The organism is Pseudoneobacillus rhizosphaerae, assembly GCF_917563885.1.
Taxonomy (GTDB): Bacteria; Bacillota; Bacilli; order Bacillales; family Cytobacillaceae; genus Pseudoneobacillus; species Pseudoneobacillus rhizosphaerae.
Genome location: NZ_CAKJTG010000001.1, coordinates 127253 through 147710, shown reverse-complemented (window position 1 = coordinate 147710; position 20458 = coordinate 127253). Strand labels below are relative to the sequence as shown.

Genomic DNA, 20458 nt, shown 5'->3' with positions numbered 1-20458 from the left:
ATGAGCACTCTGATAATGATGAGTGCTCCTCTTCTTTTTAAAAAAGGGGGTCATACATTTGCAAAACATAGTTGTAATCGGTTCAGGAGTAATGGGTCGTGGAATTGCTTATGTAAGTGCTGTAGGTGGTTTCACTACGACACTTGTAGATATTAACGAAGCACAGCTGAAAAGCGCTGAAAAGGAAATTGACCTTATTTTTAATAAAGCCATTCAAAGAAACAAATTAACGCAACAGGAAGCTCACGAAGCACGTGCCTTTTTATCTTACTCCAACCATCTGATACCTGCCGTAAAGGAAGCTGACCTTGTTATTGAGGCGGTTCCAGAGGTTACGGAAATTAAAAAAACAATCTTCGAGGTAATTGATCAGCATGCGCCAGCCAGTTGCGTATTTACATCTAACACTTCAACAATGAGTCCAACTGAGCTTGGATCTTTCACTAAAAGGCCTGAAAAGGTTATGGCGATGCATTTCTTTAATCCCGTACAAAAAATGAGATTGATTGAGATGGTTCGCGGTCTAGAAACAAGTGATGAAACTGTTGAAAAAGTGAAATTGGCCGCGGAAAAAATGGGCAAAGAAACTGTTACGATCAACGAATTCCCTGGTTTTGTGACTAGTCGAATTAGTGCTCTTGTGGGAAATGAAGCCTTCTATATGCTTCAGGAAGGGGTAGGAACACCTGAAGAAATCGATAAGGCTATTAAACTAGGACTTAATTATCCGATGGGACCATTTGAATTAGGAGATTTAGTCGGGCTAGACACGCGATTAAACAACTTAAAATATTTACATGAAAAATTAGGTGAGAAATATCGTCCAGCACCCCTTTTAGAACAATACGTAAAAGCAGGGCGTCTCGGAAGAAAAACAGGACGAGGAGTTTATGATTATCGTAATCATTAATGAAGGGAGGTCTGGCAATGAAGGAAGTAGTCATTGTAGATGCGGTTCGGACTCCGTTCGGGCGCTACAAGGGAGCCTTAAAAACAATTCGCCCAGATGATTTAGGTGCTATTGTCATTAAAGCTCTGGTCAAGCGAAATCCGGAGATGAATCCACATGAAATCGAAGAAGTTGTTATGGGGAATGCCAATCAAGCAGGGGAAGACAACCGAAATGTAGCGCGTATGTCAGCTCTTTTAGCAGGACTTCCCATTGGGGTTGCTGGTACTACTATCAATCGACTATGTGGGTCAGGACTAGATGCAGTGAATTACGCAGCTAGAGCCATTATGGCTGGTGAGGGTGATATTTTTATCGCTGGAGGTACAGAAAGCATGACAAGAGCTCCGTTTGTCATGGCAAAACCTAACGATGAATTTCCAAGAGGGAATATGGAAATGTTTGATACAACAATTGGCTGGCGTTTTACAAATCCAATCCTTAAAGAGATGTTTGGTGTAGACAGTATGCCTGAAACAGCTGAAAATGTCGCCAAGAAGTATGGCATTACTCGCGAAGCACAGGACCAATTCGCTTACCATAGTCAGCAAAAGGCAGCATATGCGATGCACAATCACTATCTATCAGATGAAATAATTCCTGTCATTTACCAGGATCGCAAAGGAAATACGATAACAGTCGACCAAGATGAACACCCTCGTCCTGATTCAACCCTCGAAAAGCTGGCGAAATTAAAGCCCATATTCCCAAATGGGACTGTAACGGCTGGTAATGCTTCAGGGGTAAATGATGGAGCTGCAGCTCTTCTCTTAATGAGTGCTGAAAAAGCTAAACAATTAAATATTGAACCATTAGCCAAGTATGTGATTTCAGCAGTTAGTGGTGTCGAGCCTTCCTGTATGGGAATCGGGCCAATTGAGTCCACAAAAAAAGCCTTAAGACGAGCAAATCTCAAGGTGAGTGATTTAGATTTAGTTGAATTAAATGAAGCGTTTGCCTCACAATCACTTGCTTGTATTCAGGAATTAGGCTTGGATCAATCAAGAGTAAATGTGAATGGCGGTGCCATTGCATACGGACATCCACTTGGCGCAAGCGGGGCTAGGATACTAACGACTCTTATTTATGAAATGAACAGACGCGACGCTAAGTATGGACTTGCTACGATGTGTGTTGGAGTTGGCCAGGGGGTCTCAACTATCATTGAAAGATAAAAGGGAGGATAGACGTGAAAAACATTATCCTAGAAGAGAAAAATGGGATCGCTTATGTGACGATCAATCGACCAGAGGTATTAAATTGTTTTAATTATGATACACTCGTCGAGCTTGGAGATGTTGTGGGAGAACTTTATTCCAGTCATGAAGCCAGAGTAATTATTTTTACCGGAGCTGGAAATAAGGCTTTTAGCGCAGGTGCAGACTTAAAGGAACGACGTAGTTTGACAGAGTCAGAGGTCAGACGAAATGTCCGTAAAATCCGCGATGTTTTTCAAGAAATCGCCAATCTGCCACAGCCTACCATAGCTGCCGTCAACGGGTTCGCCTTTGGTGGTGGATTTGAATTGTTATTAGCATGTGATTTTCGTATATCGGTTGAACAGGCAACGATGGGCTTAACAGAGGTGAGCTGGGGTATCATTCCAGGTGCTGGTGGGACACAAAGACTTACTAGATTGATTGGTGAAATGAAAGCGAAGGAGCTCATATTTACAGCTAGAAAAATATCAGCCTATGAAGCGTATAATTGTGGGATATTAACAAAAGTCGTTTCACAAAACAGCCTAATGGTAACATGCGAAAAACTCGCCAACGAAATTCTTCAAAATGCGCCAATTGCTATACGTCAGGCAAAGCTTGCCATCCAATTAGGGGCAGAGGTTGATATTGTCACAGGTTTAGAAATTGAAGCAAAGGCATATGAAGTGACCATCCCATCCAAGGACCGTTTAGAAGCCTTAGCTGCCTTTAATGAAAAAAGAAAACCCGTTTTCACTGGAAAATAGAATTTTTTATTATTTTCAAAAAACATTTTATTCTTCTCCGTTTTTTAGTAAAATGTGCTTAACCTAATAAGTGTGTAATCGAAAGAGGATGAAGTGATAAAGTGAATACAAGGTCAATGATTTTTACATTATTTGGAGATTATATTTTTCATTATGGTAATAAAATTTGGATTGGTAGTTTAATTCGGTTTTTAGCTGAGTTTGGACATAATGAACAATCTGTTCGGGCGGCCATTTCAAGAATGAACAAACAAGGCTGGATCCAAGCAGAGAAGATTGGCAATAAAAGCTACTATACATTAACCGACCGTGGTGTAAGCAGGATCGAAGAGGCTGCAGAGCGTATTTTCAAGCTTAAGCCTGTTAAGTGGGATGGAAAATGGCGAATCTTTATGTACACGATTCCAGAAGAAATCCGAAATATTCGAGATGAACTTCGCAAAGAGCTCGTGTGGAGCGGTTTTGGTACAATGTCAAACAGCTGTTGGATTTCCGCTAATCAACTTGAAAAACAGGTACAGGATTTAATTGATAAATATGATATTAGCTCCTATGTCGATTTTTTCATTGCGGAATATAAAGGACCCCATGATAATAAAAATATCGTTGAAAAAAGCTGGAATATTGATGAAATTAATCAAAAATACCAAGAATTTATTAGTGAGTATTCACAAAAATATGTGATTGATCGGAACAAAATTCAAAAGGGACAAATGACAGATGCTGAATGCTTTGTGGAACGAACAAAGCTTGTTCATGAATACCGCAAATTTCTATTCGTTGATCCAGGTTTACCCGAAGAGCTTTTACCTGAAAAATGGCTAGGTGGTCATGCTGCTTCCCTTTTTAGTGAGTATTATAAAGAATTAGCTGAACCAGCTTTACGATTTTTTGAGAATGTTTTTCAGGAAGGCAATGAGCTCGGTTCAAAGGATGAAGACTACGATGTATTAGGCCATCCCTATATGATTGAGTAGCCAAAAAAAATACCGTATCCCTTATAGCTATAGGGATACGGTATTCTTATTTCACTTCCATTAGATTCTGTTTGTATTCTTTTCCTTTTTGAACATATGAATCTATAGAAAGTTGTATTAACTCTAAATCTCGATCAGTAAGTTCACGTACGACCTTACCAGGGGAACCAACCACAAGGGAGCGTGGGGGAATTTTTTTCCCAGAAGGAATTAATGTATTTGCCCCAATAATACATTCAGTTCCAATTTCCGCACCGTCTAATATAGTCGACCCCATACCGATGATACATCTATTTCCAATCGTACATCCATGTAAAATCGCATTGTGACCAACCGTTACTTCATTTCCAATATATAAAGGAAAGCCTTCATATAAATGACCTGTCACATTATCTTGAATACTAGTTCGTTCCCCAATCACGATGGGGCCTTCATCCCCACGGAGAACGGCATTAAACCAAACGGTCGACTCCTTGCCAATCTTGACATCCCCAATGATTGAAGAGCCTGGTGCCAGAAACACCGATTCATGTACATCAGGCTTTTTATTGTTATAAGAATACTTCATTTACCTGCACTCCATTCTGCGTCGTCCAGCTTCATCACCCATCGCCTAGTGGACTTCACATCCCTCCCTACGATAAGTCAACATCGAATCGCCAAAAACGCGATTCGTGTTTCCTTTATCGAAAGGGAGTGTAGCTCCAGTCCATACGTCGCTAAAAAGGCACTTCAGCTTTTGGTATTGTCTGATAATTAAAACTAGTATAACATTTATCTTACGAGGGAGGAATTTTTGTGAATCGATTAACTCAATTTTTAAACATTCAATATCCTATTTTACAAGGTGGAATGGGAAATATCAGCAATGCGCCTTTAACAGCAGCGGTTTCAGAGGCTGGTGGACTTGGAACTATTGGTGTCGGGACCATGACACCGGATGAAGTCGAAAAAATCATCTTGGAAACAAAGGCCTTAACATCCAAACAGTTCGCTTTAAACATCCCGATAAGTGTAACGCCATATTTAAAAGAAATGCTAATGCTGTTACTAAAACATAAAATTCAAGTTGTATCATTATCAGCTGGAAATCCATCACCATATATAGAGAACTTACATAAAAATGGAGTCAAGGTGATTGCCGTTGTTGCCTCAGTTAAGCATGCGCTTAAAGCCGAGGCTGCTGGTGTAGATATTTTAGTTGCAGAAGGGTATGAAGCAGCAGGAATCAATTCTCCATTCGAGACAACAACGATGACACTTATTCCGCAAATTGTAAATGCTGTCGATATCCCTGTAGTGGGAGCGGGGGGGATTGCTGATGGAAGAGGACTAGCTGCAGCGATTTGTTTAGGGGCTAGCGGTGTACAAATGGGAACAAGGTTTATTGCCACAAAAGAAGCCCCATTTCATACAAACTATAAAGAAAAAATACTGTTTGCTGATGATACAAGTACCGTTATCATTGGGCGGTCGGTCGGAAAAATTCGTCGCGTCCTTCAAGCACCCTATACAGGAAAACTATTAGAATACGAAAAAAAAGGGATGACCGATGAAGAATATTTAGCACTCACTTCTGAAGATTTACATAAACGCGGTGCTATAGAAGGAAATGAACAGGAGGGCTTTATGAACGCCGGCCAAATTGCTGGAATGGTGTCTACGATACCAACAGTTAAAGAGCTAATGGAAGGAATGATGGAGGAAGCAAGAACACAACTTCAAAGAGGGATAGGCTTATTCAAACTTTAAGTTTCCTAGAATTAAAAACTTTATTATGAAGTTATAAAACTTTAACTTTTTAACAATACTAAATTTTTAGAATATTATTGACTAGAGTGTTCTTTCAATGATAGTATAACGATATATTCACGGTGTTAACGGTGAGTATCATACCATTAATGGAAGCGATTACATTGTATTTTAGGAGGGTTGGAATTGAAATCTGGATTAAATATAGGGCAAACAGAATCAATCCAAATTACAGTATCCTCCGATATGTTTGCTCAATTTGATGGTAATGTGGTTCATCCAACCTATTCAACTGTTTCTATGATTTATCATATGGAATGGGCTTCAAGAAAAATTATCCTCCCCTTTTTAGAGGAAGATGAGGAAGGAATGGGAGGAGCCGTTTCTGCCAAACACCTCGCTCCCGCTCCAGAAGGATCGAAGCTTACTATTATTGCGGAATTAATCGAATACGACAGAAATATAGTAATAACAAAGGTCTCCGTTTTTCGAGACACAGAACTAATCGGCATCGGCGAAATTAAGCAAGTCATATTACCAAAACGAAAAATCACAAAAATGTTAAATAACGGCCTCCAATGAGGTTGGTTTTTTTGTTTACAGAACTATTACATCCTTTAAAGCGGTGAAGTGCTGGGGGACAGTCCCCCAGTGCTTTAAAGAAATAAAGCATTATACATTTAGGAGGTATTTTTTATGAATGTGTTTGAGAAGATTCGTGAGCATGAGCAGGTGGTTTTTTGTAATGACGAAACTACTGGATTACGTGCGATTATTGCCATACATAGTACTCGACTTGGTCCTGCCTTAGGCGGTTGCCGCATGTTTCCATATAAGAGTGAAGAGGCAGCTTTAGAAGATGTATTAAGATTGTCTAAAGGAATGACCTATAAATGCGCGGCAGCGGATGTTGATTTTGGTGGTGGGAAATCAGTTATTATCGGGGATCCACATAAGGATAAAAGTCCAGAGCTGTTTCGCGCTTTTGGCCAATTTGTTGAATCCTTAAATGGTCGTTTTTATACGGGGACGGATATGGGGACAACTACAGACGATTTTGTCCATGCTTTAAAAGAAACAAACTGTATTGTCGGAGTTGACGAAGCGTATGGAGGAAGTGGAGATTCTTCGATTCCAACTGCTCACGGTGTTATTTACGGCATTCAAGCTTCCAATCAATTTTTGTGGGGAACAACGGATTTAGCCAATCGGAGCTATTCCATTCAAGGTCTTGGAAAAGTAGGCTATAAAGTAGCCGAACGGTTATTGGAAAGTGGGGCAGACCTTTATGTAACGGACATCGATCAAAATGCGATTGACCAATTAGTAAAAAAAGCAAAAGAGTTAGGTACAGGTATCAAAGTAGTTTCAAGTGAGGAAATTTATAGTTGCCCAGCGGATGTCTTTGTTCCTTGTGCTTTAGGTGGGATTATCAATGACGATACGATTCCACAATTGAAGGTTCAATCGGTTGTTGGATCGGCCAATAATCAATTACTCGAGGTACGTCATGGCAAGACTCTTCATGAAAAAGGAATTCTCTATGCACCTGATTATATCGTAAACGCTGGTGGATTAATTCAAGTTGCCGATGAATTATATACCCCAAACAAAGATCGTGTCCTTCGTAAAACGAAAGCCATTTACAGCTCTTTACTTGATATTTACAGTCACACGGTTGATTCAGGAATTACTACCGTAGAAGCAGCAAACTCTTTCTGTGAGAAACGTATCGAAACTAGAACCCGTCGCAATAGCTTTTTCTCCCATATGAAACGTCCTAAATGGGATGTAAGGACATAGCGAATTATTTTTCCCTTAAAGGAGTGTTCTAATGATAAAACAATTTCCAATCCAACAATTCTTAGATGAAAATGGAAAAATTTTAAATAAGGACATACGTTCACAAATCACAACAGAACTAGTGAAGAATTTTTATCAGCACTGTGTTCGAATCCGCACCTTTGACCGTAAAGCAATAAGTCTCCAACGCCAAGGACGTATCGGGACCTATGCCCCATTTGAAGGACAAGAAGCAGCACAAGTCGGTAGTGCACTAGCCTTACAACAGGATGATTGGCTTTTTCCAACCTATCGCGACCATGGTGCCGCAATGACATTTGGTCATTCTTTGCGTAATATTTTACTTTTCTGGAATGGGCGGAATGAAGGCTGTATTCCCCCTGAAGGAAAGAAAATCTTTCCACCAGCCATTCCGATTGCAACGCAAATTCCTCACGCGGCTGGTGCAGCATATGCTGAAAAGAGAAAGGGTACAAAAAATGCAGCCATTGTTTATTTTGGGGACGGAGCCACTTCTGAAGGAGACTTTCATGAAGGAATCAATTTTGCTAGCGTCATGAAGGCACCTGTTGTTCTGTTTAACCAAAACAATGGTTATGCGATTTCAGTGCCAATTAATAAACAAATGAGCAGTCAAACGATTGCGCAAAAAGCATTAGCCTATGATATACCCGGCGTTCGTATTGATGGTAATGATATCTTTGTGGTTTATTTTGAAACATTGAAAGCGCTAGAACGAGCAAGACAAGGGCAAGGGCCAACCTTAATTGAGGCTGTGACATGGAGATACGGAGCACATACTACTGCTGATGACCCATCAAAATACCGTGATCAAACAGAGAGTCAACAGCGCCGCCATACCATGGATCCGTTATTGAGAATCGAACACTTTATGAAGAATGAAGGGATGTATGATGAACACTGGATTAATGAAATCGAAGAAGCTGCACAAGCTGAAATTGATTTAGCAGTTCAAGAAATGGAAGAATTTCCAGTGGCCAATCCTGCGGATATTTTTGATCATGTTTTTGCTGAACCAACATGGGGTATCCAAAAGCAAAAAGAAGAGTATTTGAGATTACTAGAGGTGAATCCATGATGAATACTGTAATCCAGACAAAAACACTTACCCTTGTTCAAGCCATTAATGAAGCGATGGATACCATGTTAAAAGAAAATGAACAGGTGATTCTTCTTGGAGAAGATATCGGAAAAAATGGTGGAGTTTTCCGTGCTACTGATGGTCTCCAGGAAAAATATGGTGAAGATCGAGTGTTAGATACACCACTAAGTGAAGCTGGCTTCGTTGGAGCTGCCATTGGAATGGCTGTCAATGGCTTCCGTCCCGTTGTTGAGATCCAATTTTTAGGGTTCATTTATCCTGCCTATGAACAGATTATGACCCATGCATCTAGATTAAGAATGCGGACAATGGGCTACTATACCGTTCCAATGGTTATTCGTGCACCTTATGGAGCAGGAGTTCGTGCCCCTGAGATCCATTGCGACAGTACTGAGGCTATTTTCACACATATGCCTGGTATTAAAGTTGTATGCCCATCTAATCCATATGATGCTAAAGGCTTGTTAATTGCCGCCATCGAAGACCCAGATCCAGTTCTGTTTTTAGAACCTATGCGTAGCTATAGATCGGTTCGTGATGAGGTTCCAGATGGTAAATACATTGTTGAAATCGGAAAAGGCAATAGACTTATTGAAGGGGAAGATGTCACTCTCATTTCGTGGGGAGCCATGGTTCCTGTAGCCCTTAAGGCTGCCGAACAAATGAAGGTAAGAGGGATTCACTGTGATGTTCTCGATCTTCGGACACTTTATCCTTTAGATCATGAGTTAATTGCCGAATCTGTACAAAAGACGGGAAGAACGGTCATCGTTCATGAAGCACATGCAACTGGCGGTGTAGGAAATGACATCGTTTCAATAATAAATGACACATCATTTTTATTCCAAAAGGCACCAGTAGAAAGAGTTACGGGTTTCGATACACCTGTTCCGTATTTTGGTTTTGAAGATCATTATCTACCGACACCAAAACGAGTCGTTCACGCAATTGAAAAAGTAATGAAGTATTAGTGAGGTGAAATTTTTGGAGGTAAAGCTTAGTGATATTGGCGAAGGGATGGCCGAAGCAACCATCAATTGTTTTTTTGTCAAACCTGGTGATGTTGTTAAAGCCGACCAACCATTACTCGAAGTACAAACAGATAAAATGACAGCAGAAATCCCTGCTCCAGCAGCGGGTATTATTAAGGAAATCAAAGCCCTAGCTGGTGAAAACATTCCAGTTGGTACAACCCTTTTAATTCTAGAAAAAGAAATAAATACAACGGTGCAAGTTCCAATAACCACAATATCAAACACAACTAGAGTCATGGCCACTCCATATACTCGAAAAATTGCCCGTGAAAACGGTATTCCTATTGAGGATATTTTTGGCACAGGTCCAGCAGGTAGAATAACGGATGAAGACGTTTATCGATATATACAAAATCAATCTACACCGATAGAAGCTAGTATCCAAGTTGAAGAACAAAACATGACTGAGCCATTTAACATCCAAGAAACCTCAACCATCCAACAAGACATTATTCCTTTCCGCGGAAAACGAAAGCATATCGCTAAAAAAATGGTTCAATCACTTCATACGATTGCACATTGTACTCATTTCGAGGAAATCGATGTAAGCAACTTATTAGAGTTTCGTCATGAATTAAAAAATAGGAACCGAAACATTACAGCAACCGTCTTCTTCTTAAAAGCTATATCCATAAGTTTAAAAGAGTTCCCAATATTTAATGCAAGTTTACTAGAAGAACAAGAGTCAATCCAGTTAAAAAAAGAACATCACATTGGTGTTGCCATCGATACACCAGACGGTTTAATGGTTCCTGTTATTCGAAACGTGGAGCAAAAATCAATTGAAACACTCCATATTGAATTGAAGCAGCTTACCGAGAAAGCATTGCAAAATCAACTCACCCTTAAGGATATTAGTGGTGGAACTTTCACTATCAGCAACGTAGGTCCATTAGGCGGCAGTATTGGAGCAACTCCAATTATTCAACATCCAGAGGTAGCTCTCGTTTCCTTCCATAAAACAAAGAAGAGGCCAGTTGTAACAGAAGATGATCAAATCGTTATTCGCTCCATCATGAATATCTCGATGTCCTTTGATCATCGAGTAGCAGATGGGGCAACTGCGGTAGCATTTACAAACCGATTAACAACGCTCATTGAAAATCCAAACTTAATGTTATTGGAGTTGGTGTAATGGTTGTCGGTGAGCTTGCCCATGAGAAGGATGTTGTCATTATTGGCGGTGGTCCAGGTGGTTACCATGCTGCAATCCGCGCAGCACAACTCGGAAAAAAAGTAACATTAATTGAAAAAAAAGAGTTAGGTGGAGTTTGTTTAAATGAAGGTTGTATCCCTTCAAAAGTGTTCACAGCAGCCGCTTCAAGGCTAAATCTCTTTAAAGATAGTCACGAAATGGGAATTGGCGATTCTTTACCTAACTTTGATTATCAAAAACTCAGATCCTATCAGAAGAAAGTCATTGCCCAATTACAAAATGGTGTCAAAGCCTTAATCCAAGCAAATAAAATCGAGCTATTAAATGGAACTGGCTATTTTTTAAGTGAAAATCGAATTGGCGTAGAAATCGAAGAGCATTATGAGGTTTTGCAATTTAATCAAGCCATCATCGCTACTGGATCCCTACCGTCAAAATCTCTAGGAATCCAACCTAATGGGAAAACGATTTTTCATTCAGGAATGATCCCACAAATTTCAGAAATTCCAAAACACTTAATAGTTTACGGGGTTAATGAAATAGCCCTTGAAATGGGGATGGCCTTTCAAGCTTTTGGGTCCGAGGTCACAATTTTACTAGAAAAAGAGGAATTTGGGTATGATTCCTCCATTGAAAAAGAGATAAAACGGATATTAAAAAAGAAGAAAATTCAAGTTTTGCGTAATGTCCAACTTATTAATGCCCATTCTTCTAATGAGGAACTCTTAGTTGAATTAAATATCCAAGAAGAAAAAATTAGCCTTAACGCAACTCATTTACTACTTTTAATACCCAGAATTCCAAACATAAAGGAACTAGGTATTGAAAAGATAGGCGTCACTTTAACAGATACCGGTTATATTCATGTAAATAAGCAGTGTCAAACAATGGTTCCAACCATCTATGCAATTGGGGATGTCACTGAAGGACCTGCTTTAGCAGTGAAAGCGATTACCCAGGGTAAAGTAGCTGCAGAGGCTATCGCAGGAAAGCATCCAGAATATGATGCTAACTATATCCCTAAAATTGTTCATTTCCAGCCACCCATTGCTTCGGTCGGTTTAACCGAGGAAGGGGCTAGAGTTGAAGGAATCCCAGTAAAAGTAGGGAAATTCCCTTTAGCGAGTAACGGGTTTGCCACATTATTAGGTAAGAAAGATGGTTTTGTGAAGGTCATTTCCCATTTAGAAAATGAAACTATATTAGGTGTCCATATGATGGGAGAAGGGGCTATCGAAATGATCTCTAGCGGCATACTGTCGTTAGAGATGGTTGCGAGAGAAGAAGACATAAAATTCCCTTTCTACCCTCACCCCAGTATGAATGAAGGAATACTCGAGGCAATGGATTCGCTTAATAGTGAAGCGATTCACCTTCCACCACAAAAAACACAAAAGAAAGTAACTACTTAACTTATAGGAGGAATTAATAATGAAAGAAAAGACAGCCGCAACAAATCAAAAAGTAGAAGACTTTTTTCCAGTTATCGATGTTGATTATTTAGAAATCTATACAGGAAATGCTAAACAGGCATGTCACTATTTTTGTACTGCATTCGGATTTACACCTGTCGCTTATTCAGGATTAGAAACAGGCAATCGTGAAACAGTTTCTTATGTTCTTCAACAACGAAAAATTCGACTTGTGATCACCGGCTCATTAAAAGAAGATACTAGGGTCTCGCAATTTGTAAAGCAACACGGTGACGGTGTTAAAGATATCGCCTTATTATTTAATGATGTCGAAAAAGCCTATAATGAAGCCGTTTCTCGAGGAGCAATTGCCATTACCCCGCCTTATGAACTGAAGGACGAACATGGTGTCATTAAAAAAGCCGTTATCGGTACTTACGGTGATACTGTTCATACTTTAGTCGAACGTAAAAACTATAAAGGGACATTTATGCCAGGGTTTGAACCAATTGATGGTGGAACGATGCCCATTAAAGATGCTGGGTTAATCGCAGTGGACCACGTCGTTGGCAACGTAGAAAGAATGCCTGAATGGGTGGATTATTATGCAAATGTAATGGGCTTTAAAGAGATGAAGCATTTTACAGACAAAGATATTACAACAGAATATTCAGCCTTAATGTCAAAGGTAATGCATAATGGGGGACGTATCAAATTCCCAATTAATGAACCAGCTGAAGGGAAAAGAAAGTCTCAAATCCAAGAATATCTAGAATTTTATAATGGACCTGGGGTACAGCATCTTGCGATTTTAACAGAGGATATTTGCGAAACGGTAAGAGTATTACGTGATAATGGTGTAGAGTTCCTAACGACTCCAGATTCTTATTATGAAATGTTATCGGAACGTGTTGGAAAAATCGATGAGTCCATCGATCAAATTCGTGAGCTTAATATATTAGTAGATCGAGATGATGAAGGCTATCTTTTACAAATTTTCACAAAGCCTATTGTTGACAGACCCACTCTATTCATGGAAATTATCCAGCGTAAAGGGGCAAGAGGGTTCGGAGAAGGAAACTTTAAAGCATTATTTGAATCAATTGAACGTGAGCAAGCAAGACGCGGAAATTTATAAATCCATTTAAAGGGAGGGAATGTTTTCCTCCCTTACCTGAGGTGTTCAGATGAGTATAAAGCCTAAGAAACAAATTGAACAACTAAAGCCATACCCAATAGGCATGACATTAGAGGATATTCAAAGTAAATATCAACCTAAAAAACTAAGAAAGATGTCAGATAATGAAAATGTTTATGGTTTCTCTTCAAAAGTTACAGAGGCATTACGGAGCTCACTCCATTCCTTATCCCTATATCCAGATGCAACGACAGAGAGGCTCTGTGAACAGCTTTCCTATCAACATAAAGTCCCTAAGAATTATTTTTTAATTGGAAATGGCTCTGAAGAGTTAATACGTTTACTAACAAGAGCGTTTATTTCCGATGGGGATGAAGCGATAATGGCTGACATTACTTTTCCAATCTATAAATCAAATGTCATGATCGAAGGTGGATTACCTGTTTTTGTCCCAATCGTAGAAGGGACGCATGACTTACAAGCAATGTATGAAGCTATTAGTGACCGTACAAAAATGATTTTTATCTGTAACCCAAACAATCCAACAGGTACATGTGTAGATCCATCAGAATTAAAGAAATTTATTCAAAAGATTCCAGCTCATATTTTAGTTGTACTGGATGAAGCATACGATGAATATATGGAACAACATCAAAAAATAGATTCCATTACATTACTGATGGAACATCCTAATCTAGTCCTATTAAGAACGTTTTCTAAAATCTACGGATTAGCGGCCCTTCGTGTTGGATATGGGATCATGCATCCGACAGTTATGGAGCAACTCATCAAAGTTAAGGAAGTTTTTAATGTCAATAAACTCGGACAAAACGCTGCCATAGTGGCCCTTAAGGATCAGCCCTTTGTAAAAGATTGTGCTGAGAAAAATCTAATTGAGCGTAATTATCTCTCTAGACGTTTATCTGAACAGAATTTATCATTTTTCCCATCGCAAACAAACTTCCTTTTTATCTATAATCTTGGTGAAATAGAGAGTCTCAACGAGCGTCTTTTACAACAGGGAATCGTCTCACGTTTCTTTCCGTTTCCTCAATTCAATGGAAGTATGCGGTTAACATTAGGAACTCGTGAAGATCACGAAACCTTATTAGATGTTTTTGATGGCCTATACACAAAAGAGGAGGTTGCCAATAATGGAAGTCAATCCAGCCTCACTTGATTGGAAAGATGCATACAAGTTACTAGTAGGCTCCATCCTACCAAGACCGATTGCGTTTGTAAGTACAATAGATAAAAACGGTATAGCAAATGCTGCACCCTTTAGCTTTTTTACTGCCATATGTGCAGATCCCATGTTAGTTTGCTTTTCACCAATGCGCCGAGGTACGGATGGAAAAAAGAAGGATACGCTCGTCAATATTGAAAATACAAAGCAATTTGTCATTAATATTGTTAGTGAAGAATTTGTTGAAAAAATGAATGAATGTGGTAAAGAATTACCACCAGAAATCGATGAATTTGAGTTTTCGGGACTGACCAAGCTAGATAGCGTTTGTGTAAAAGTACCTCGGATCGCCGAATCAAAGGTTCAACTAGAGTGTGAGTTATTTGAATCATTAGATTTCGGTAGTCAAGCAGGGGCAGGAAGTCTGGTCATTGGGAAGGTAGTTCATGTTCACATTCAAGATGAGCTTTATGATAAAGGACGAATTTTAACGGAAAAATTATTGCCAGTAGGTAGGATGGCGGGACAGACATTTACTAAACCGTTAACAGATACATTTGAAATGATACGGAAAAAGTAGGGAGAACTTTTATGAAATTTATAACGTTTGACAATCATAATGGATTAAATCGATTAGGGCTCCTACAGAATTCTACTCATGTAATTGATATTAATGAGGCTAGTAACGGAAGGCTACCAAGCAATATGCTTGAACTAGTGGAACGAAATGATCATTACCTACCATTAATCGGAGAATTAGAGAGCTTATCTACTAAAGATAAAGGGGTTTATTCCTTAGCAGAAGTAAAGCTAAAGGCACCACTGCCTAATCCTCGTAGTTTCCGAGATTTTTACGCTTTTGAGCAGCATGTCAAGACGGCTAGGGCAAATCGTGGCCTTGAAATGATTCCTGAATGGTATGAGATACCTGTATTTTATTTTTCCAATCATCTTGTAATGAAGGGGCCAGAAGAGCCGATTAAAAGGCCAAAGAACTGTGAATGGCTAGATTATGAATTAGAAATCGCCTGCATTATTGGAAAAGAGGGTCAAAATATCTCTCGTGAGGAGGCAGATGAATATATATTTGGCTACTGTATTTTAAACGACTGGAGTGCCAGAGACTTTCAGAGAAAAGAAATGATGGTAGGTCTTGGACCAGCGAAAGGGAAGGATTTTGCGACATCCATTGGCCCTTATATCGTGACGTCAGATGAGCTCTTGGAATTTGCATCTAACAAAGGGTTCAATTTAAAAATGACGGCTAAGGTGAATGGCGTCCTTTTATCAGAAGGAAATATGAAGGACTTATTCTATTCCTTTGCCGAAATGATTGAGCGTGCATCCAACGGTGTTACCCTTTATCCAGGTGAAATCATTGGGTCTGGAACCGTAGGGACAGGATGTTTACTTGAGCTAGGTCAGGAAATTCACCGTTGGTTGGAACCTGGTGATTTAGTAGAATTAGAAATTGAAAATTTAGGAGTTTTACGAAATACGATAATAAGCGGGTGAAGAAATGTTTTATCGTCAAATGGGAAAGATTCCAAGAAAACGCCATACGCAGTTCAAAAAGGACGACGGATCGCTTTTTCGAGAACAGGTCATGGGAACAAAAGGCTTCTCAGGATCACAATCGATTTTGTACCACCACTATATGCCGACTGAAGTGGTCAAATCCGAACTAATTGGTAGTTATTTACCCGAATACGAAGACCAACAACCTTTAAATCACCGCCACTTAATCACAACAAAGGTGGTTAAAGAGGGTGATGCACTAGAGGCTAGACAGTACCTTTTAGGAAACAATGATTTGCTTATAGGAACAGCGAATGTATCAAAAGAAATGAATTCTTTTTATCGTAATGGTGATGGCGATGAAATGTTATTTATTCACTATGGAACAGGAAAAATTGAAACGATGTTTGGTGTTATTACGTACCGCCCTGGCGATTATGTTGTTATTCCAATTGGAACAATATACCGTGTTGTGCCTGATACAGCTGAAGTGACAAAAATCTTATTTATTGAATCCTTTAGTCAAATTACGACACCTAAAAGATATCGAAATGAATATGGTCAGCTGTTAGAGCATAGCCCCTTTTGTGAACGAGACATTCGCGGTCCGGAAAGCTTAGTATCAATAGACGAAAAGGGTGAGTTCGAGGTAATCACTAAATCTAGAGGCACATTGCATTCTCATGTACTCGGACACCATCCATTAGATGTTGTAGGCTGGGATGGATATTTATATCCTTGGGCATTTAATATCGCAGACTTTGAACCCATTACAGGTCGAATTCATCAGCCACCACCCGTTCACCAGACGTTTGAAGGTCACAATTTTGTTGTTTGTTCCTTTGTACCAAGATTGTATGATTATCATCCAGAGGCTATACCTGCACCTTACTACCACAGTAACGTGAATAGTGACGAACTTCTTTATTATGTGGAAGGAAATTTTATGAGCCGTAAAGGGGTTCATGAAGGATCAATCACTCTTCATCCAAGCGGTATTCCGCATGGGCCACACCCAGGTAAAACAGAAGCAAGCATTGGTAAAAAAGAAACATTAGAGCTAGCTGTTATGATTGATACCTTTAAACCATTAAAGGTCGTCAAAAAGGCAAAAACCATTGAAGATCCAAATTATATGTACAGCTGGATAACAAAATAGTGCTACCTTACCGCATCAACGCACCGGGGGACTGTCCCCCGGTACGTTAATGCGTTAAAATGTCTGGAGTTTTGAATTTTTGTTCCATAGAATGGCGACTGTTCCTTCACCAGCATGGGCAGCGATAGTGGAGCTAATTTCACCTATAAATATATCTATCTTAGGGAAGACAGCTCTTACTTCATTAGCAAGTTCTACTGCTTTATCCTGTACATTTCCATGCATAATTTGAATATTAGTAATTTGATAATTATGATAGGAATCCTTAAGCAATTCTATCATTCTCGCAACCGCTTTCTTTTCTGACCGCACCTTTTCAAATAATTCAAAATCTCCATTACGATTGATACGTATGATTGGCTTTATTTTCAAAATACTACCTAATAAATAGGAGGTACCCGACATTCTTCCACCTTTATAAAATTGATCAAGATTGCCTAAGAGAATGTAATTATCTGATAAGTCTGCTTCTTCTCTTAATGTTTCTGCAATCTCGGTTAGCTTAATCCCTTTTTCATTCATTTGAATGCCTAATTGAATAAGGTAGGTAATCGCATATGACATCGATCTAGAATCTACCGTTTCAATAGGGAAGTTAGCCATTTCAGCTCCTGTTATACAGCTAGAGAGAGTCCCGCTTAATTTACTTGATACATGTACAGCAATGGCACCTTCATATTCTTCTTTTAACTTCTCAAAAAGCTCTGCAAAACGCCCAGAAGATGGTTGAGACGTTTTAGGAACTTCTTTATTATTACGAATTCGTTCATATAATTCTTCCGTAGATAAATCTACTCCGTCTTCAAAAGCATTATCTCCAAACATAATTCCCAGTGGAACTACATAAACATCAGGGTGATTTTTAAGCTCATCTGTTACATAAGCAGTACTATCAGTTACCCAAGCTATTTTTTTCTTCATAAGTTAATATCCTTTGCATAAAAAATATTTAGAAAATCACTTCATTATAGCTTAATAAGTATCAATTGTTATCATTTCAAGCAAGGAAATAGGACAAATCAAATCAATTGTCGAAAATTTATCACATTAACGTATGTGGGGACTGTCCCCACATACGTTAAAGCGTCAATGCACTAAACAAATTAGTAAATATTTGCCTATTTATCATTTTGAAGGTTAAAATAAACTGATTATTATTTATATGAGGAGGGAATTGACCATGGTATTTCTTGAGAAGGTTAATTCAGATAAGGAGCAAATTTTACATAATATTATGCAATTTTATATTTATGAGTTTAGTAGATTTATTCCTGCTATTAAACTAGAAGAAAATGGGGCTTATCAACCATTTGATTTAACAACCTATTGGCAACATAAAAATCAACACGCTTTCTTTATTAAAATACATACTGAATTAATAGGCTTTGCATTAGTAGAATGCGGAATAAATGGAGAACCGCATTCCATTAACGAGTTTTTTGTCATGAAAAAATATAATGGTAAAGGGTATGGAGCTATAGCAGCAATGAAGCTTTTTAGTCTGTTTCCAGGATCATGGAGAATTACTCAAATCCATAATAATTACCCCGCCCAAGCATTTTGGAGAAAAGTAATCAATGAATATTCGAACGGAAATTATTATGAGTACTATGACTCTAAACGCCGTTCCATCCAAGAATTTAACTCTGAAGGGGTATAGGTTAACTATGAAAATTCAAGTAATCGGAATTCCTAGTCATGCAGGCGCTTTGTATGAAGGTACTGAATTGGCACCGCAAGCTATTAGAGATGCAGGACTTCTAGAAGCTTTAGCTCAAAAAGGTTTTACCGTAACTGACTTAGGAGACCTTTTAAATGGCGTGGAATTACCAAGACACAATATCGGTCCAGTTCGAAATTGGCCAGCCCCTAGAATCGTTTGGGATGAAATAGCCCAACGAGCTGAAGACATCTTTCATGAAGAAGTATTTACCATTCTATTAGGTGGTGACTGTAGCATTGAAGTCGGAACATTTCATGCCTTTCAAAAGGTTTTTGGAACCAATAGCCATTTACTTGTCTTAGATGCCCATATCGATACAATGAAACCGTCGGGTGAAAACTGTATTGGTGCAGCAGGTATGGGACTTTGGTTTTTATTAAATGATGACAAAATGTGGTGGAAGGAGGATTCGGTAAATTCTGATTGTATTTCCATTATTGGCTCACAATCAAACTCAGAAACTGAAGAAAAGCTAAAAATTACACCATTTGAGAAATTAAATGCCGACTCCTTTTTACCGATTGTCCAAGATCATTTGAACTCAATCACTTCAGATTCTATATTCGTTCATCTTGATGTTGATGTATTACACAAAAGTATTATGCCGGCTGCATACGCACCAAGTCAGGTTGGTTTCGATTTACAAAAGGCTACTAAGATTCTTCAAATTATTTTAGCTGACCAACGTGTCAAAGCAATCGAAATTACTGAATTTGCAGCCAATAAGGATAGTAATGGGTCTTGTGCAGAGCAAATTGTAAATTTACTTTCTTTACTAACAATCAATCGTAATTGACGGAAAATTCAGATTGTAAATTCAATGTAAAGATATTGTAAAATTTATTAACAATACCTTTTCAATTCCGACATTTTTCGTATAGAATAGTTTAGCTTGGCACAAAATCATTTTAATGGGTAACTACATAATGGGGGTAAAAAAATGGCATTCGGGAAAAAGGACAAATTCTCAATCTTATTAAGTGAAATTGCAGTAAACCTTAAAGAGGGCGCTAACTATTTTGCTGATTACAAGTTGAAAAATGTAAGTGATTTACAAATCTTTTTTGAAAAAATGAAGGAATATGAAACAAAAGGCGATTCCTATGTTCATGATATTATTAAAGAATTAAATAACGCTTTTATCACACCTCTTGAAAGAGAAGACATCCTTCATCTAGCTATGAGTATGGACGATGTGTTGGATGGATTTGAGCAATGTGCAGCACTTTTTGAAATGTACTCTATCACCGATGCTGATGAGTTCATGCTTAAGCTAGTTGAAGCTATTCGCAATGCTGTTATCGAAATCGAAAAGGCGATCGCGCTTTTAACCAATAAAAAACTGCTTCAGATTCGTGCACATTCCATATTGATTAAAGATTATGAGTCTAAGTGTGATGGAATCTTAAGACAATCCATTAAACAATTATTTGCTACAGAAAAAGACCCAATTAGAATTATTCAATACAAAGAAATTTACGAAAATCTTGAGGATATCGCTGATAGCTGCCAAGGAGTTGCGAATACATTAGAAACTATTATTATGAAAAACGCTTAAGGAG

General features: G+C 38.7%; 21 protein-coding genes. 19 read left to right on the top strand and 2 right to left on the bottom strand.

The genetic code is table 11. The annotated features are described in order from the left end of the window. Positions 1-58 precede the first annotated feature (58 nt). The 4 genes from LRP83_RS00705 (at position 59) to paaX (ending at position 3892) form a co-directional block, all read left to right on the top strand. Entirely contained in the window at positions 59-910 is an 852-nt protein-coding gene (locus LRP83_RS00705) for a 3-hydroxyacyl-CoA dehydrogenase (protein ID WP_290369465.1), read from the top strand. 17 nt (positions 911-927) lie between these two features. Continuing rightward, on the top strand, positions 928-2124 hold the full coding sequence (locus tag LRP83_RS00700) for an acetyl-CoA C-acyltransferase (protein WP_230494741.1): 1197 nt from the start codon (positions 928-930) through the stop codon (positions 2122-2124). Positions 2125-2138: 14 nt separating this feature from the next. Further along, complete coding sequence (locus tag LRP83_RS00695) at positions 2139-2915, top strand: enoyl-CoA hydratase-related protein (RefSeq protein WP_230494740.1); 777 nt, start codon at positions 2139-2141, stop codon at positions 2913-2915. A gap of 101 nt (positions 2916-3016) precedes the next feature. After that, positions 3017-3892 carry a phenylacetic acid degradation operon negative regulatory protein PaaX gene (paaX, locus tag LRP83_RS00690; protein WP_230494739.1) on the top strand — a complete coding sequence of 292 codons (876 nt, stop codon included), beginning with the start codon at positions 3017-3019 and terminating at the stop codon, positions 3890-3892. A gap of 46 nt (positions 3893-3938) precedes the next feature. On the opposite strand, the gene LRP83_RS00685 is transcribed toward paaX, so the two are convergent. Beyond that, positions 3939-4460 (bottom strand): gamma carbonic anhydrase family protein, encoded by a 522-nt coding sequence (locus LRP83_RS00685; protein WP_230494738.1) that lies wholly within the window; start codon positions 4458-4460, stop codon positions 3939-3941. A 230-nt stretch (positions 4461-4690) separates the two neighbouring features. Between LRP83_RS00685 and LRP83_RS00680 the strand changes: the two genes are divergently transcribed. The 12 genes from LRP83_RS00680 (at position 4691) to LRP83_RS00625 (ending at position 17173) form a co-directional block, all read left to right on the top strand. Then, positions 4691-5644, top strand: a complete 954-nt coding sequence (locus LRP83_RS00680; protein ID WP_230494737.1) for an NAD(P)H-dependent flavin oxidoreductase — start codon at positions 4691-4693, stop codon at positions 5642-5644. Between the two features lie 186 nt (positions 5645-5830). Then, the gene (locus LRP83_RS00675; protein ID WP_230494736.1) at positions 5831-6226 is read left to right on the top strand and encodes a thioesterase family protein; all 396 of its coding nucleotides are present in this window, start codon (positions 5831-5833) and stop codon (positions 6224-6226) included. 114 nt (positions 6227-6340) lie between these two features. Beyond that, a complete protein-coding gene (locus LRP83_RS00670) occupies positions 6341-7447 on the top strand; it encodes a Leu/Phe/Val dehydrogenase (protein WP_230494735.1) in 1107 nt (368 codons plus the stop codon). Positions 7448-7478: 31 nt separating this feature from the next. Continuing rightward, complete coding sequence (gene pdhA, locus LRP83_RS00665; RefSeq protein ID WP_230494734.1) at positions 7479-8546, top strand: pyruvate dehydrogenase (acetyl-transferring) E1 component subunit alpha; 1068 nt, start codon at positions 7479-7481, stop codon at positions 8544-8546. Then, positions 8546-9541 (top strand): alpha-ketoacid dehydrogenase subunit beta, encoded by a 996-nt coding sequence (locus LRP83_RS00660; RefSeq protein ID WP_230494868.1) that lies wholly within the window; start codon positions 8546-8548, stop codon positions 9539-9541. The genes pdhA and LRP83_RS00660 overlap by 1 nt, the downstream gene beginning before the upstream one ends. Before the next feature lie 13 nt (positions 9542-9554). After that, positions 9555-10739 (top strand): dihydrolipoamide acetyltransferase family protein, encoded by a 1185-nt coding sequence (locus LRP83_RS00655; protein WP_230494733.1) that lies wholly within the window; start codon positions 9555-9557, stop codon positions 10737-10739. Further along, positions 10739-12172 carry a dihydrolipoyl dehydrogenase gene (gene lpdA / locus LRP83_RS00650; RefSeq protein WP_230494732.1) on the top strand — a complete coding sequence of 478 codons (1434 nt, stop codon included), beginning with the start codon at positions 10739-10741 and terminating at the stop codon, positions 12170-12172. The genes LRP83_RS00655 and lpdA overlap by 1 nt, the downstream gene beginning before the upstream one ends. A gap of 19 nt (positions 12173-12191) precedes the next feature. Further along, positions 12192-13310: a 4-hydroxyphenylpyruvate dioxygenase gene (gene hppD / locus LRP83_RS00645; RefSeq protein WP_230494731.1), complete on the top strand. Its 1119-nt coding sequence runs from the start codon at positions 12192-12194 to the stop codon at positions 13308-13310. A gap of 49 nt (positions 13311-13359) precedes the next feature. Further along, entirely contained in the window at positions 13360-14490 is a 1131-nt protein-coding gene (hisC, locus tag LRP83_RS00640) for a histidinol-phosphate transaminase (protein ID WP_230494730.1), read from the top strand. Further along, positions 14465-15076 (top strand): flavin reductase family protein, encoded by a 612-nt coding sequence (locus LRP83_RS00635; protein ID WP_230494729.1) that lies wholly within the window; start codon positions 14465-14467, stop codon positions 15074-15076. Before hisC ends, LRP83_RS00635 begins: the two co-directional genes overlap by 26 nt. 11 nt (positions 15077-15087) lie before the next feature. After that, entirely contained in the window at positions 15088-16011 is a 924-nt protein-coding gene (locus tag LRP83_RS00630; protein ID WP_230494728.1) for a fumarylacetoacetate hydrolase family protein, read from the top strand. 4 nt (positions 16012-16015) lie between these two features. Further along, complete coding sequence (locus tag LRP83_RS00625) at positions 16016-17173, top strand: homogentisate 1,2-dioxygenase (protein WP_230494727.1); 1158 nt, start codon at positions 16016-16018, stop codon at positions 17171-17173. Between the two features lie 54 nt (positions 17174-17227). On the opposite strand, the gene LRP83_RS00620 is transcribed toward LRP83_RS00625, so the two are convergent. Further along, positions 17228-18094: a DegV family protein gene (locus tag LRP83_RS00620; RefSeq protein WP_230494726.1), complete on the bottom strand. Its 867-nt coding sequence runs from the start codon at positions 18092-18094 to the stop codon at positions 17228-17230. Between the two features lie 259 nt (positions 18095-18353). On the opposite strand from LRP83_RS00620, the gene LRP83_RS00615 reads away from it, so the two are divergent. The 3 genes from LRP83_RS00615 to LRP83_RS00605 all read left to right on the top strand — a co-directional run bounded on the left by LRP83_RS00615 (position 18354) and on the right by LRP83_RS00605 (position 20454). Beyond that, positions 18354-18833, top strand: coding sequence for a GNAT family N-acetyltransferase (locus LRP83_RS00615; RefSeq protein ID WP_230494725.1), 480 nt, complete (start codon positions 18354-18356; stop codon positions 18831-18833). Between the two features lie 7 nt (positions 18834-18840). Beyond that, on the top strand, positions 18841-19692 hold the full coding sequence (locus LRP83_RS00610) for an arginase family protein (RefSeq protein ID WP_230494724.1): 852 nt from the start codon (positions 18841-18843) through the stop codon (positions 19690-19692). A gap of 144 nt (positions 19693-19836) precedes the next feature. Further along, positions 19837-20454 carry a DUF47 domain-containing protein gene (locus LRP83_RS00605; protein ID WP_230494723.1) on the top strand — a complete coding sequence of 206 codons (618 nt, stop codon included), beginning with the start codon at positions 19837-19839 and terminating at the stop codon, positions 20452-20454. Positions 20455-20458: the final 4 nt, after the last annotated feature.